The sequence below is a fragment of the Nitratidesulfovibrio vulgaris str. Hildenborough genome (genome assembly GCF_000195755.1).
GTDB lineage: Bacteria > Desulfobacterota > Desulfovibrionia > Desulfovibrionales > Desulfovibrionaceae > Nitratidesulfovibrio > Nitratidesulfovibrio vulgaris.
Window position 1 is genome coordinate 2,159,321 of sequence record NC_002937.3, and the last position, 13,214, is coordinate 2,172,534.

Sequence of the window (13,214 nt, forward strand, 5' to 3'; positions counted from 1 at the left end):
CGTTGCACGCTCCGTTCCCTCATGGCCTAGGCCAGCTTCCTGTAGATGATGGCCCCGGTGTGATGCTCGGGCTTGAAGGCGCGGCTGATGTTGTGCAGCGACTCCGAATGGCCGATGAGCAGATAGCCCCCCGGCAGCAGGTTGTCGTAGAACGAACCTATCACCTGCTTCTTCATCTCATCGTCGAAGTAGATGATGACGTTGCGGCAGAAGACGATCTGCGACCGCTCGACCCGCTTGAGCTGCGTTCTGTCGCTGAGGTTGATCTGTCCGAACTGCACCAGCTGCTGCACCTTGGGGTCGATACGGTACTGCGTACCTTCCTTGATGAAGTAGCGGCTGATGATATCCGGCGGCGTAGTACGCAGCGCGTAGTCCGAGTACATCCCCTTTCGCGCCGAGGCGAGCACCGCTTCCGAGAGGTCGTTGGCCGTGATGCGGATATCCCAGCTTGCGATTTCGGAACGCAGCACCTCATGCAGGATGATGCCCAGCGTATAGGGCTCTTCACCCGTCGAGCACCCGGCTGACCAGATGCGCAGGCGCTTCTGCCCTTTGGCGCGCAACTCGGCGATCACCGCGCCCAGCACCTTCTCCTGAAAGACCTGCAGCTGTGGCGGGTTACGATAGAAACTCGTCTCGTTGGTGGTGACCACCTCGAAGAGCTTGTTCAGTTCCGTACGTTTGTTGGCGTCATAGCGCAGGTACTGGTAGTACTCGCCGAAGCTCTTCAGGTTGAGATCCTTCAACCTGTTGGAGAGCCTGTTCTCAACGAGGTACTTGCGGTTCTCGGCGATATAGATGCCGCATTGCTGGTAGATGAAGTCGCGCAGCTGAACGAACTCCTCATCGGAGATCTTCAGTTCCGTCCTCAACGTGATGGATTTGGCAAACAGTGACATCACTCACCCTCGCTGTCTTGTTCGCCCAGACGAGCGACAGCATCTTCGGCAGCCTGCTGGATCTCGGGGTCTTCATGCTCCATGAGCGCGAGAAGTGCCCGGAACGCCATGTTGCCGCCAATGGAACCAAGGGCTTCGATGATCTTGAGCAACACGAGGTTGCCTGCGCCATCCACCCGTTCGATGAGCGGCGTCACGCATTCCTTCCGCCCCAGACGACCGAGGGCTTCGATGGCACGCACCCGGACCCAGTCATCCTCGTCATCCAGCGCCTCCAGCAGGTGGCCGATGACCGATTCCTCAGGGCACGCCCCGAAAAGGTCGACGAGGGCGAGCCGCACTTCACGTACGGGGTCGTGCATGAGCGGCACGACGAGTTCCAGATGCTCGGGCGTGATGGGACACGTTCCGGCAAGAGCCTCAAGCGCCACCTTGCGCACGTCAGGCACATCATCCACCAGCGCCTCACGCAGCACGTCGAGGTTGCCGTCGACGTCAAGCCGCCCCATGGCATAGGTCGCCATCATGCGCTGCAACGGGTCTCCGGAATGGAAACGCTCCCTGAAGCTCGCGCAGAGTGAGACATCCTGTAGCGCGATGCAGGCTTCGAGCGCGGCCTCTTTGACATCGTCGTAGGGATGGTCGAGCAGGGCGAGCATGCGTTCGCCCACGCCCGCTGGCCTCGCGCGGTGTCCGAGGAAGTGCAGTGCGGCCTTGATGACATGGGCGTCTTCGGCCCGTTCGAGCAGGTCGAGGAAGAAGTCCACGTCCTCAAGGCTTGCGATGCGCGCCAGTTGCGTGGCGATGGCCCGCTGCGCGTCGCGCCCCTTGTCCCAGAATATCCGTTTCAGGGCCGGGACGATCTCGGCGGGATTCATATCCGCAGCCGCTTCAACCACCATGAGGATGGTGGATTCGTTCTCGTCGCTGAGGGCCTCTTCCACCGCTTCGTTGAACCCGATGCCACCGATGCAGCGAATGGCGGCTTCGAGGCGCTCATGGTCACGGTCGGGGTCGAGTCGTGCCGCAAGCCGCAGCACGGCCACGGTCGCCTCTGCCTGCCCGAGGCTGGCAAGCCCGACCATGGCGGCGTCCTGCACTTCCTCGTCTTCGTCATCAAGTGCGGCAAGCAGGTAGGCGCCAAGACGCTGCTGTTCCCTTTCGCCCAGAAGCGAGAGCGACTTCTTGCCGAGGATGGAGACGATGGCCCGCACGATCTTGTTCCGCAGCGGCGTCGGTGACTTCTCGATACGCTTGAGCAGAAGCGGCACGGCCTTGAGGTTGCCCATCTCGCCGAGCGCGTCGACGATCATGGACGCCACGAGGTCGGATGTGGTGTCGAGGGCCTTCACGAGGGCGTTGACCGAAGATTCTGCGCGAATCTTGATGAGGGCCTCGATGACGGAGAACTGCACCCATTCCTCGTCCTGCATGGCCTTGTTGAGGCAGTCGGCCGCCTCGGGGAAGGCCAGCGTGCCAAGGCTCACCGCCGCCTGATAGCGTACGTTCACCTCGGGGTCGCGCAGGAGCGCCTCGCACAGTGCGGGCACGGCGAGGATACTGCCGGAGGTGCCGAGGATGTCAGAGGCGAAGATGCGGATGTCCGGGTCTTCGTCATGAAGCAATTGCTTGAGCGCATCGAACTCGTCACGCCCGATGTCACGCAGGATATCCATGGATATGTTGCGGATGGGCGCATCGTCCGAGCGCAGAAGGGGTATGACCCCCGCCACGGCAGCCGCGCCGCCGATCTTGCGAAGGGCGTTGTCCACAGCTTCTTGCACCCCGATGTTCTGACTTTGCAAATGGCGCACAAGATGGGGGACGGCTGCCTCCAGGCGCAGTTCTCCTGCCGAGTAGGCCGCCTCGCGGACCTGCTCGGCGTCGTCGCTCTGCAAGACCTCTAGGATATGCTGTTCTTCCGACATATGGCCTTCCTTGCTGTTTGAAGCCCCCCGCCACCCCCCTTTGCAGCGGGAGACGGCACTACTTGTACAACCCGTTCATTATGGCAGCAGCCATATCGTCTATGTCAACGATTTCATCTGCGAGACCGGCATCGACGATGGCCTTGGGCATGCCGTACACCACACAGGTGGCGTCACTCTGGGCGATGGAACGCCCCCCCTTCTGCTTGAGAACCTTCATGCCTTCCATGCCGTCACTCCCCATACCGGTGAGAATAACGCCAAGGGCCCGCCGCCCCATCGACTGCCCGACCGACTCCATCAGCACGTTGGCAGATGGCTTGTAGAGGGCATCGGCAGGGTCGGTAGTCACCACCACCTCCATGTGGCTCACGCGCTGTTCGACTCGCAGGTGTTTGCCGCCGGGTGCGATGTAGGCCGTGCCGGGTTTGAGCTTCTCACCCGATTCAGCCTCCTTGACGGAGATGGCGCACACTCCGTCAAGTCTTTTGGCGAACGGCCCGGTGAAGGCGGCTGGCATATGCTGCGCAATGAGGATGCTCGCCGGGAAATCGGCGGGCAGTTGTGAAAGGACCTTCTGCACCGCTGGCGGCCCGCCCGTGGAGACACCGATGGCGACCACATCGCGCACGGGGCGTGAAGCACGGGTGGCAGGCATGGCGGGGCGTGAAGGGGCGGTCGCGGGTGCTGCCGATGCGACCTGTGCGGTCTGGGCCGGTGCGGACGCTGTCGGCGCAGGGCGCACGGGGCGCGGAGTGCGCAACATGCGCCGCTTCGAGACCTCTTTGACCTTCTCGCGCAGGTCGTTCTCGATACGCACGATATCGAGCGACACCTTTGAAAGCTGCTTGGGGATGAAGTCCACCGCACCCAGTTCAAGCGCCTTGAGGGTGGCTTCTGCGCCCTCGGTGGTAAGCGAACTCACCATCAGTACGGGGCGTGGCATCTCCATCATGATATGCCGCAACGTGGTGAGCCCATCCATACGGGGCATTTCGATGTCCAGCGTCACCACATCGGGATTATGCTGGCGGATGACCTGAAGGCCCTCTTCACCATCGCGTGCCGTGGCAACGACGCGTATCTCAGGGTCCTTTTCGAGCATCGTGCTCAAAGCCTTCCGCATGAAGGCCGAATCGTCGACAACAACAACGCTGATCACGTGATTCTCCTTGAGAAGACGACGACAGGCGGGATACCCGTGCCCATCGGACATGCTCTTGATGCCGGCAGCGTCAACGACCTGCCGACTCTTGAATATCATAAAGAGAAAACACCATCTTTGACAACTCCCGATAAAAAGACTTGCCATTGTCGCAAGCGCGTTGTATTCACGCTCTCCGCAACGGGATGTGGCTCAGTTTGGCTAGAGCGCAGCGTTCGGGACGCTGAGGCCGGAGGTTCGAATCCTCTCATCCCGACCAGAACATAAGAGGTCTACGAAATTTCGTAGACCTCTTTCGTTTGGTGCACCCGAGGAAAATCCGCACATACGGCGTCATACCGGCTCACAACCGACTTCGGCTGGCGTGTCGCGACAGGGGTCTGACAAGGGCAGCCGGATGCGGAAGCACGCCCCCTCTCCCGGTGCGCTTGTGCACTCGATGGTCCCCCCGAGGGTTCTTGTCACCGTGTTGTAGACGAGATGCAGACCCAGACCGGTGGCCCCCGCCTGCCGCCGGGTGGTGAAGAACGGCTCGAAGATGTGCGAAAGCACGTCGGTCCCCATGCCCACTCCGTCATCGGAGAACGTCAATTCCACGCCCCCTTCCGGACAGGATACCTTGAGCTGCATCCGCCCTGCCCCCCCGGTGGGGAACGCATGGTCAAGGCTGTTGCGCACGAGGTGTCCCACCACCTGCGCCAGCGCTGGCGGCGCCACATGCATCTGCACCCCGCAGGCATCGCATTCATAATCAAGCCTGTGTCCGGCCTGTTCGCAGATAGGCCTCAGCCCGCCGAGGATGTCGTCGATGAACGGGCACAATTCAATGGTACGGGCGTTGGTTCCGGCCTCATCCACCGCCAGTTGCTTGAAGGCGCGCACAAGTTCTGCCGTGCGCCCGAGATTTGCGACAAGGGTCTGCGACGCCTCTTCTGCACGCGACATGAAGTCGAGAAGTTCCGAACGCCGTATGCTGCCGCCTTCCACCTCGCTGCGAAGACCGCGCACCTTGTCGGCGAGGAACGATGCGCTGGTGATGCAAACCCCCACCGGGGTGTTCATCTCATGCGCCACCCCCGCCACAAGCCCCCCCAGTGCCGCGAACTTTTCCTGTTCCACAATGCGCGCCTGCATCGCACGCAGTTCGTCCATCGACTTCTGCAAGGCATCGTTGGCCCTTGCCAGTTCAGCAGTGCGTTCGCTCACCCGGGCTTCGAGACTGACGTTCATGGCCTGCAGTGCCAACTCGGCCTCCTTGCGGGCAGTCGTGTCGGCCATGATGCCTTCGATTATCGTCGTCCCATCCTCTTCATCGACCACAAGCCGGGACGAGATGCTCACCCACACGTCCTCCCCGGTACGAGCGGCCATCCGGGCCTCGAAATCACGCACCACTCCGTACTGCATCAGCCTTGCGACATAACGCTCACGCCAACCAGCATCACGGTACAACACATGCGCCCCGGCATCCGTGACGCGAATGAGGTCTTCCACCGAATCGTAACGGAGGATGCGTGCCATGGCAGGGTTGACCATCAGGATTCGGCCTTCAAGTGTCACCCTGAAGATGCCTTCTCCTGCGTTCTCGAATATGCCGCGAAGCCGCGCCTCGCTCACACGCAAGGCGGCTTCTGCCCTTTTGCGGGCCACGACATTGACCAGCAGCGAGACGGTGAAGCCCGAAAGCAGGACAAAGGCCCCTACGACGGTATGCACCAGCGGCCGATTCTGTTCATAGAACCCCACAGGACGGTTCACGACGATGCTGTCTTTCGGCAACCTGTCCGGCCGGATACCGAAACGCTGCAACTGCCTGTAGTCGAACATGAACTTGTTGGGGCTTCGGCTTATGAGAGGCAGCCCCGTCGTCCCTCCCCGCTTCAGCACTTCCAGCACCAACTCTGCTGCGGTTTTTCCCTGCGCCTCTCCACTGGTGAGAACACCTCCCACGATTCCATCGCCCAGATAGAAGTCCCATGCACCATAGACCGGTGACCGGCTGGCTTCCGACAGCAGCCGGGGGACTTCGTCGTATTCATAGAATCGCCCTGCGTCATCACGGTTGAAGATGGTGAGAAAGATGAGCGTATCCGCCCCAGTGGTACGGGCGACATCCAGCACCGCCCCAAGGGAGGAGGTCGGCGAGAAATGCAGCGACACACCGGGGGGAAGAGAACGACGCACGCCTTCAAGGCGTTCCCGTACGAGGCGTCCCGTGGAGGTGTCGTCCACCACCACAAGAATCTGCCGCACCCCCGGATGCAGACGCAAGGCGAGGGCAAGTCCCCCTTCGTAGTCCACCGTCTCCGTCACCCCGACCACTCCGCTTTCGCCCCTGAGACGGTCTGGCGTGATGTCGTTGGTGCCGCAGAAGACCACAGGCGCGTCTCCGAAAAGCCCACGGTGGCGCAACACGAAATCGAAGGCGGGGTCGTCGGATGCCGCGACGACGGAAAGCCGTAATCCTGTATACTTGCGGCGCAGCAGGTCTGCGTACTGGTCAAGGTAGTCCGGCGATTCGATACGCTTGGCGTCCATGTATTCCACATGGATTTCCACAGGCGATGCGGAGGCTAGCGTACCGCGCACGGCCTGCACGACTTCGTCGGTCCAGCGGAATCCCTGATGATACGAATTCAGGAGCAGCACATGGGGGCGCGCCTGCACTTGCGCCAGTGCCACCGCCGCGACGAAGCACAGCATGATGGTCCATGCCAGCACAAGACTCCGCAGGACAGATATCCGGAATGGTGACACCAACCATGACATTACAGGCTTCCACATGCCTGACATGTACCATGAAGTTCGAAGCAAAACCGTTATAATGCCAATCATGCCGGAAGAAACGCATGATTCTGGAGCACCCGGACGATTCGAGGTGCTTCCCACCGCATACGGAGACAGGGTCAGGTCATATTGCGTGAGGGGGGCGGAGATGGGGGACAAGGAGTGAAGCTGAAGCCATCAAGGGTCGGCCGTGACCGGCAAACGGCCCACTCCCCCTCCGGGGTTGCGTTCAGAGGCGGTTTCGGTAGTCTACGGCAGGAGGCGTCATGAAACACATATGTTCCCCCCGCGCACGATTGCATGTGCTGATACTCGTCCTTGTTCTTGCGCTTCTGGCTGGCGGTTGCATCGTCAAGGCGAAAGGACAGCACGAGGTCGGCGTGGAGAAGGTCTCTCGCAGCTAGCCCGCCGTGCCCCTGTGCACGCCCCGCCGCCACCGCTTCCGCGTCACGTCATTCAGGAGCATCGAGGTCATGGAAGAATCCGTTTGCGAAGAGATACCCGAGGCCATACGCATCAACGAGGCACAACTCATCCTCGCCGAGAAGCGCACCTCGCTCGCTGTTCTGCGAACCGGTATAGCCGTGTGCGCGCTTCCCCTGTCGCTGACGACATTCCTCATCGCCACGTCCCGCTACTGGCAGACGAGTGACGTGTTACACCTGCTTCTTCCGCTCAGCATACTCAACATCGGCGTATTCGCCTTCGGAGCCTATCTCGCGATACGGGCGATGAAGCGTATCCGCCACGAAGATGCCGTACTGGCCGAACTCAAGGCCGCGCATCCGGCCCTTTCCCGTTTCATCGGGTAGGCGCCACATCCCCTGCCCTTTCGGGAGGCGCCACGACGATGTCGCCATCACGCCTCCGGGTGTGCGGTGAGGTATCGGCAACGTGTTGCACAGGATGGGCACGCACACCTTTCCCCTGCCCGCCGCCCTGCATGGACGCAAGGCTCACCACCCCATGCGTCGCAGCGCCCTGCGGTCAGTATCATGACCGCACAAACTCGCAGTCCGTCATAACCTCTGCCTGCAGGGCTGAACGTCTCCTCTCCGGATGCAGTTCATGCCATGCCCGTCTTGCGTGGTGAAGACGCCTCTTCCTTGTCGTCTCCTGCCATCCGAATTCTCCCCTCTCCTTCGCAATGCGTCCCGAAGCCCACGCCAGACTCCGCGATCATAAAAAATAACATCTGCATTTTCAGGCAGTAAAAAACAAATTTCATCTTTTTCTCGTGCGAGCCCTAAAGTCCCTACACCAGCCGCCGATACGACAAGCGAGTGGGGATGGGAGAACGTATGGTCGGAAGGGTCGGAGGAACCCAAGGCCGCTCCCGAAGGCAAGGAAGTCGTGACGTCTTCAAGGAGGAAACGTCATGTCACTCGTGATCAATCACAACCTCATGGCCCAGAACGCGTCGCGCAACCTCGGCGACTCGTACACCAAGCTGAGCACCTCGGTCCGCAGGCTGTCATCGGGCCTGCGCGTCGGCAACGCAGCCGACGACGCCGCCGGCCTTGCGGTACGCGAACTCATGCGTGCCGACATCGCAGCCCTCAGCCAGGGTGTGCGGAACGCCAACGACGCCATCTCGATGATCCAGACCGCCGACGGGGCGCTGGGCGTCATCGACGAGAAGCTCATCCGCATGAAGGAGCTTGCGGAACAGGCTGCCACGGGTACGTACACTTCTGACCAGCGGCTCATCATCGACTCGGAATACCAGGCCATGGCCTCGGAAATCACCCGAATCGCCAAGATGACCGACTTCAACGGCGTGTACCTGCTCAACGGCAACCTGTCGGGAGATACCCACAGCGGCTCTGGCCTGCAGTCCACCGGCAAGATGAAGGTGCACTTCGGCACCGCCAACGACTCGTCCGAGGACTACTACTACGTGCAGATCAACGCAGCCACCTCGTCGGCTCTCGGCGTAGGCACCGAAGCGGGTTCCACCGCGAAGGCGTACTCGATCTCCACGCAGTCTGCGGCACAGGCAGCCCTTGAAGGTCTGACCAACGCCATCGTGTCCAAGGACAAGATCCGCGCCTCCCTCGGCGCACTCCAGAACAGGCTGGAGAACACCATCAGCAACCTGCAGATACAGGCCGAGAACCTTCAGGCGGCGGAATCACGTATTTCTGACGTGGACGTTTCCATGGAGATGACCGAATTTGTGCGCCAGCAGATTCTGTCACAGTCCGCGGTCGCCATGCTCTCGCAGGCCAACTCGCTTCCCCGGCTCGCCCTCAATCTGTTGGGGGGGTAGCGGCCGCTGGCAGCACCAGCGGAAGCAGGTGAATTAACAACCAGGCTTCCATCGACGCCCGGAGACAAGCCCCGACGACCTTTCAGGGAAAGACCATACCGCTCCACTCAAGCGCCAGCAGGGAGGGTACCGCAAGGTGCCCTCCCTTCGTCTCGGGCATCGCCCCGTCTGCGGGGCGGCCCGGCCATCTGCGGAGCATCACTCCATATGGGCCGCGGCGCGGATGACCTCGAGCACGGCAGGCAGTTTACGCAGCCTGTCCATGGTGTGGTAGAGGTGGGCCACGTCGCGCACTTCCACCATGAGTTCTACCTCGGAATGGCCGTCCACCAGCGAATGCATCGTGCCGGAGTCGATGTTGATGTTCGCCTCGGCAAGCAAGGCGGATATCTGGGCCAGTACGCCCTTCTCGTTGCGACACAGAAGATGGATGCGTGCCGGGAAGGGCTTGTCCTCGTGCCCGTCCCAGAAGACGGAGATGAGACGCTCCGGTTCCATGCCTTGCACGTTGGGGCAGTCGGAGGTGTGCACGGTCACGCCGCGCCCGCGGCTTATGTAGCCCACGATGGCGTCACCGGGCACGGGGTTGCAGCACCGGGCGAACCGGACAAGGACATCATCGACCCCGCGAATGCTCACGCTTTCCGACTTGCGGTCGGGCGGCGCCGTGGGCGCGGGCTCCTGCGCCTTGACCTCTTCAGGGGCCGGAGGCGAGATGTGCGCCTGCAAGCGACGGAGTATCCGCTTCGGCGTATGGCGCGCATAGCCTACCGATGAAAGCAGGTCGTCCACGCTGCCAAGGGAGAATTCCTTCACGACAGCATCGAAATCACCTTCACGGATGGCCTTGGACACGTTGATGCCCATGCGGCGGCCTTCCTTCTCCAGCATCTCGCGGCCGAGCGAGATGGAGCGGGCGCGCTCCTCGGTGCGGATGAAGTGCTGGATGCGGCTACGTGCCTTGGCCGTCTTGACGATCTTGAGCCAGTCGCGACTGGGATGCCGGTTGGGGTCGGTGATGACTTCGATGGTGTCGCCGCTGACGAGGGGCGTCCCCAGCGGAACGAGCTTGCCGTTGACCTTGGCTCCCGCACAGTGGTCGCCCACCTGCGAGTGAATGAGGTAGGCGAAGTCGATGGGAGTAGCCCCTTCGGGCAGTTCCTTCACATCGCCGCGGGGCGTGAATACGTAGACCTCGTCCTTGAACAGGTCGAGGCGCAGCGAGTGCATGAACTCCTTGGAGTCGGCCTCGTGCTTCTGCCTGTCGAGGATTTCGCGCAACCATGTGAACTGTGCGACGTCCCGCGGATTGACCCGCCCTGCGTCCTTGTACAGCCAGTGCGACGCGACCCCGTGTTCCGCCATGCGGTGCATCTCGCGGGTGCGTATCTGTATCTCGATGCGCTCACCCTCCGGCCCGATGACCGTGGTGTGCAGGCTCTGGTAGCCGTTGGCCTTGGGCATCGAGATGTAGTCCTTGAAGCGCCCGTGCACCGGCTTCCATTGTGCGTGCATGAGGCCCAGCACGGCGTAGCAGTCGCGCAGGTCGGCGACGATGACGCGAAAGGCGATGATGTCGTGCATCTCGTCAAGGGCGAGCCCCTGCTGCGTCATCTTCTTGTAGATGCTCGACTTGTGCTTGATGCGCCCGCGCACCTCGCCTTCGATGCCGTTGGCGTCGAGCACCTCGCGGATGCGCGCTATCACCTTGTCGATGAGGTTGCGCTCCACCATCTGGTTCTCGTCGAGCCAGTCGGTTATCTGCGCGAAGACATCGGGCTTGGTGTAGCGAAGACCGAGGTCTTCCAGTTCGAGTTTGATGCGATGCAGGCCCAGACGGTTGGCCAGCGGCGCGTAGATGTCGAGGGTCTCCTGCGCGATGGACTGCTGCTTGTGCGACTTCTGGAAGTCGAGCGTGCGCATGTTGTGCAGCCTGTCAGCCAGCTTGACCATCAGCACCCGGATGTCGTGCGACATGGCGAGGATCATCTTGCGGATGTTCTCGGCCTGCGCCTCCTCCTTGCTGTCGAAGGTCATCTGGCTGATCTTGGTCACGCCATCGACGATGTCGGCCACTTCTTCACCGAACTCGCGGTCGATGTCCTCGATGCCCGCGTCGGTATCCTCGACGGTGTCATGCAGGAGCCCCGCCGCCACCGTCGCCTCGTCGAAGTGCATTTCGGCAAGCAGGTCGGCCACTGCCAGCGGATGCGAAAGATAGGGCTCACCCGAAAGGCGTGTCTGCCCGGCGTGCCCTGCCGCCGCGTAGACGTAGGCCCGCTGTATGAGGGAGATGTCGGCGTCCTTGTGCGAGGCCGCGACCTTGTCGACGATTTCCTGAATGCGGATCATACGTTACTGCTGCACCGTTGAGCGCTGCTGGTCGACGGGAACCCACCAGCGGTTGAAGTTGTGCATGAGGCCCGCCGGGGCGGGGTCGATGCCTCGAAAACGCGCTGCCACCACCGGCAGGGCATACGGCACGTACAGAAAGCAGTAGGGCTGGTCGCGGTGGACGATCTCTTGGAAACGGTCGTAGTACTGCTTGCGCTCGTCCTGGTCGAAAGTGCGACGGGCCTTTTCTAGTACGGCGTCCACCTCTGCATTGCGATAGCCCACGAAATTGAGCCCGCCGGGTTCAGCCTTGGAGGAATGCCACACATCATAGGCATCCGGGTCCTGCGTGATGTTCCAGCCGAGGATGACGGCATCGAACCTGCCCGTGTTCACGAACTCCTTGATGAACGCGGCCCACTCCACCGTCCGTATCTGTACACGTATCCCCACATCCTTGAGCTGGCTCTGGATGATGGTTGCCGTCTTGATACGCTGGTCGTTGCCCTGGTTGGTCAGGATGGTGAAGGCGAAGGGCCTTCCCTCGCGGTCGAGGATGCCATCCCCGTCCGTGTCCTGCCACCCCGCTTCGCGCAGCATCTCGGCTGCGAGGGCAGGATCATAGGAGTACGCCGTTAACCTGTCGTTGTATACCCATGTGCCGGGCTTGTAGGGACCGACCGTGGGCACCCCCTGTCCCAGAAGCACGCCCTTGATGATGCCCTCGCGGTCGATGGCATGGGCGATGGCACGGCGGACACGCGCATCGGCGAAGAACGGATGCTTCAGGTTGTAGCCGAGATAGGTGTACCCGAACGAAAGATAGCGGTATTTGCGCCAGTCACGCTCCCATGTGTAGCCATCGGTCTGCCGCAGGTACTGCTGCGGCGAGAGCCCCATCATATCGAGCTTGCCCGCCTTGAGTTCGAGGAACATGGTCGCGTTGTCGGGAATGATGCGGTACACGACCTCGTCGATATGCGGCCTGCCCTCGAAGTAGTCTGGGTTGGCACGCAGCACCAGACGGGTTCCGGGTTCCCACGATTCGAGCATGTACGGCCCCGCCCCCACGGGCTTGCGCGCGAAGGGGGTCGTCCGCACGTCCTGTCCTTCCAGCAGGTGCTTCGGCATGATGTCCTGCATCCAGCTTATGAGCGACCGGGCAAAGGGCTTGTCGTAGCGCACCTCGAAGCTGTAGCGGCCCGTCTTGCGGAACTCCTGCACGGCAAGGAAGTCGCCCGCGTACGGTGTCGGTGTCGTGGGCGCGATGATAAGCTTGTAGGTGAACTCGACGTCATCCGCCGTGAGTTCCACGCCGTCCTGCCACCGGATACCCTTGCGCAGCTTGAACCGCAGCAGCCTGCCCCCGTCGAGCACCTCGTAGGACTCTGCCGCCCAAGGCTCGATCTCGAGGTCACGGTTATACCGCAAGAGCCCCACGTAAAGCTGGCTTGCGACCTCGTGCGAGGACGCATCGCTGGAAAGGAACGAGATGAGGTTCGACGGTTCCCCGATGGACCCCATGATGATGCGTCCGCCATCTTCCGCCATTTCCTGTGCGGTGGGTCGCCCAGCTGGCGGGAAGCCCTCGCCGGCGGTACTGCCGGAAGGCACCTGCGGTGCCTCTTTGGATACCGTGGGGGCAGTATCATCGCCACATCCCGCACAAAGGCATACAGCCACAAGGGATACGATGGTCAGACAACGCAAAACCGACATCTTGCAATCCTCGCTTCTTGCCATACGCGCACTTTACTCTAGAATGAAACGTGAGGCGGCGTGCCCCGGACAGCGAGTGGCAAGCCTAGCAGAGAACACAACCATTG

At 61.6% G+C, this 13,214-nt stretch carries 10 protein-coding genes and 1 tRNA gene; 4 read left to right on the top strand and 7 right to left on the bottom strand.

The window, feature by feature from the left end; genetic code table 11:
• Positions 1–26: 26 nt before the first annotated feature.
• From DVU_RS09785 to DVU_RS09795, 3 genes are read right to left on the bottom strand one after another with little or no spacing between them, the layout of a single operon-like run.
• The gene (locus DVU_RS09785) at positions 27–902 is read right to left on the bottom strand and encodes a CheR family methyltransferase (protein ID WP_011792101.1); all 876 of its coding nucleotides are present in this window, start codon (positions 900–902) and stop codon (positions 27–29) included.
• Entirely contained in the window at positions 902–2,830 is a 1,929-nt protein-coding gene (locus DVU_RS09790; protein ID WP_010939355.1) for a HEAT repeat domain-containing protein, read from the bottom strand. The genes DVU_RS09785 and DVU_RS09790 overlap by 1 nt, the downstream gene beginning before the upstream one ends.
• A gap of 58 nt (positions 2,831–2,888) precedes the next feature.
• The gene (locus DVU_RS09795; protein ID WP_010939356.1) at positions 2,889–3,992 is read right to left on the bottom strand and encodes a protein-glutamate methylesterase/protein-glutamine glutaminase; all 1,104 of its coding nucleotides are present in this window, start codon (positions 3,990–3,992) and stop codon (positions 2,889–2,891) included.
• A gap of 184 nt (positions 3,993–4,176) precedes the next feature.
• On the opposite strand from DVU_RS09795, the gene DVU_RS09800 reads away from it, so the two are divergent.
• Positions 4,177–4,254: transfer RNA gene (locus tag DVU_RS09800), tRNA-Pro, on the top strand.
• A 74-nt stretch (positions 4,255–4,328) separates the two neighbouring features.
• On the opposite strand, the gene DVU_RS09805 is transcribed toward DVU_RS09800, so the two are convergent.
• Positions 4,329–6,716, bottom strand: coding sequence for an ATP-binding protein (locus DVU_RS09805; protein WP_223295092.1), 2,388 nt, complete (start codon positions 6,714–6,716; stop codon positions 4,329–4,331).
• Positions 6,717–7,048: 332 nt separating this feature from the next.
• Between DVU_RS09805 and DVU_RS09810 the strand changes: the two genes are divergently transcribed.
• A complete protein-coding gene (locus DVU_RS09810; RefSeq protein WP_014524456.1) occupies positions 7,049–7,186 on the top strand; it encodes a hypothetical protein in 138 nt (45 codons plus the stop codon).
• Between the two features lie 69 nt (positions 7,187–7,255).
• Complete coding sequence (locus DVU_RS09815) at positions 7,256–7,594, top strand: hypothetical protein (protein WP_010940668.1); 339 nt, start codon at positions 7,256–7,258, stop codon at positions 7,592–7,594.
• A gap of 254 nt (positions 7,595–7,848) precedes the next feature.
• Here the strand turns inward: DVU_RS09815 and DVU_RS09820 are convergent, their stop codons facing one another.
• Positions 7,849–8,010 carry a hypothetical protein gene (locus DVU_RS09820; protein ID WP_164928135.1) on the bottom strand — a complete coding sequence of 54 codons (162 nt, stop codon included), beginning with the start codon at positions 8,008–8,010 and terminating at the stop codon, positions 7,849–7,851.
• A gap of 150 nt (positions 8,011–8,160) precedes the next feature.
• Here DVU_RS09820 and DVU_RS09825 point away from each other — a divergent pair, with 150 nt between their 5' ends.
• Positions 8,161–9,054 (top strand): flagellin N-terminal helical domain-containing protein, encoded by an 894-nt coding sequence (locus tag DVU_RS09825; RefSeq protein WP_010939359.1) that lies wholly within the window; start codon positions 8,161–8,163, stop codon positions 9,052–9,054.
• 198 nt (positions 9,055–9,252) lie between these two features.
• On the opposite strand, the gene DVU_RS09830 is transcribed toward DVU_RS09825, so the two are convergent.
• Positions 9,253–11,406, bottom strand: a complete 2,154-nt coding sequence (locus tag DVU_RS09830) for a RelA/SpoT family protein (protein WP_010939360.1) — start codon at positions 11,404–11,406, stop codon at positions 9,253–9,255.
• 3 nt (positions 11,407–11,409) lie between these two features.
• Entirely contained in the window at positions 11,410–13,107 is a 1,698-nt protein-coding gene (locus DVU_RS09835) for a peptide-binding protein (RefSeq protein ID WP_010939361.1), read from the bottom strand.
• Between the last annotated feature and the right edge of the window lie 107 nt (positions 13,108–13,214).

Bases quoted from the DNA above. Each gene is read 5' to 3' on its own strand.
- DVU_RS09825 (WP_010939359.1), top strand. From the start codon at position 8,161: ATGTCACTCGTGATCAATCACAACCTCATGGCCCAGAACGCGTCGCGC.
- DVU_RS09785 (WP_011792101.1), bottom strand. From the start codon at position 902: ATGTCACTGTTTGCCAAATCCATCACGTTGAGGACGGAACTGAAGATC.
- DVU_RS09815 (WP_010940668.1), top strand. From the start codon at position 7,256: ATGGAAGAATCCGTTTGCGAAGAGATACCCGAGGCCATACGCATCAAC.
- DVU_RS09810 (WP_014524456.1), top strand. From the start codon at position 7,049: ATGAAACACATATGTTCCCCCCGCGCACGATTGCATGTGCTGATACTC.
- DVU_RS09835 (WP_010939361.1), bottom strand. From the start codon at position 13,107: ATGTCGGTTTTGCGTTGTCTGACCATCGTATCCCTTGTGGCTGTATGC.
- DVU_RS09820 (WP_164928135.1), bottom strand. From the start codon at position 8,010: ATGAAATTTGTTTTTTACTGCCTGAAAATGCAGATGTTATTTTTTATG.
- DVU_RS09790 (WP_010939355.1), bottom strand. From the start codon at position 2,830: ATGTCGGAAGAACAGCATATCCTAGAGGTCTTGCAGAGCGACGACGCC.
- DVU_RS09830 (WP_010939360.1), bottom strand. From the start codon at position 11,406: ATGATCCGCATTCAGGAAATCGTCGACAAGGTCGCGGCCTCGCACAAG.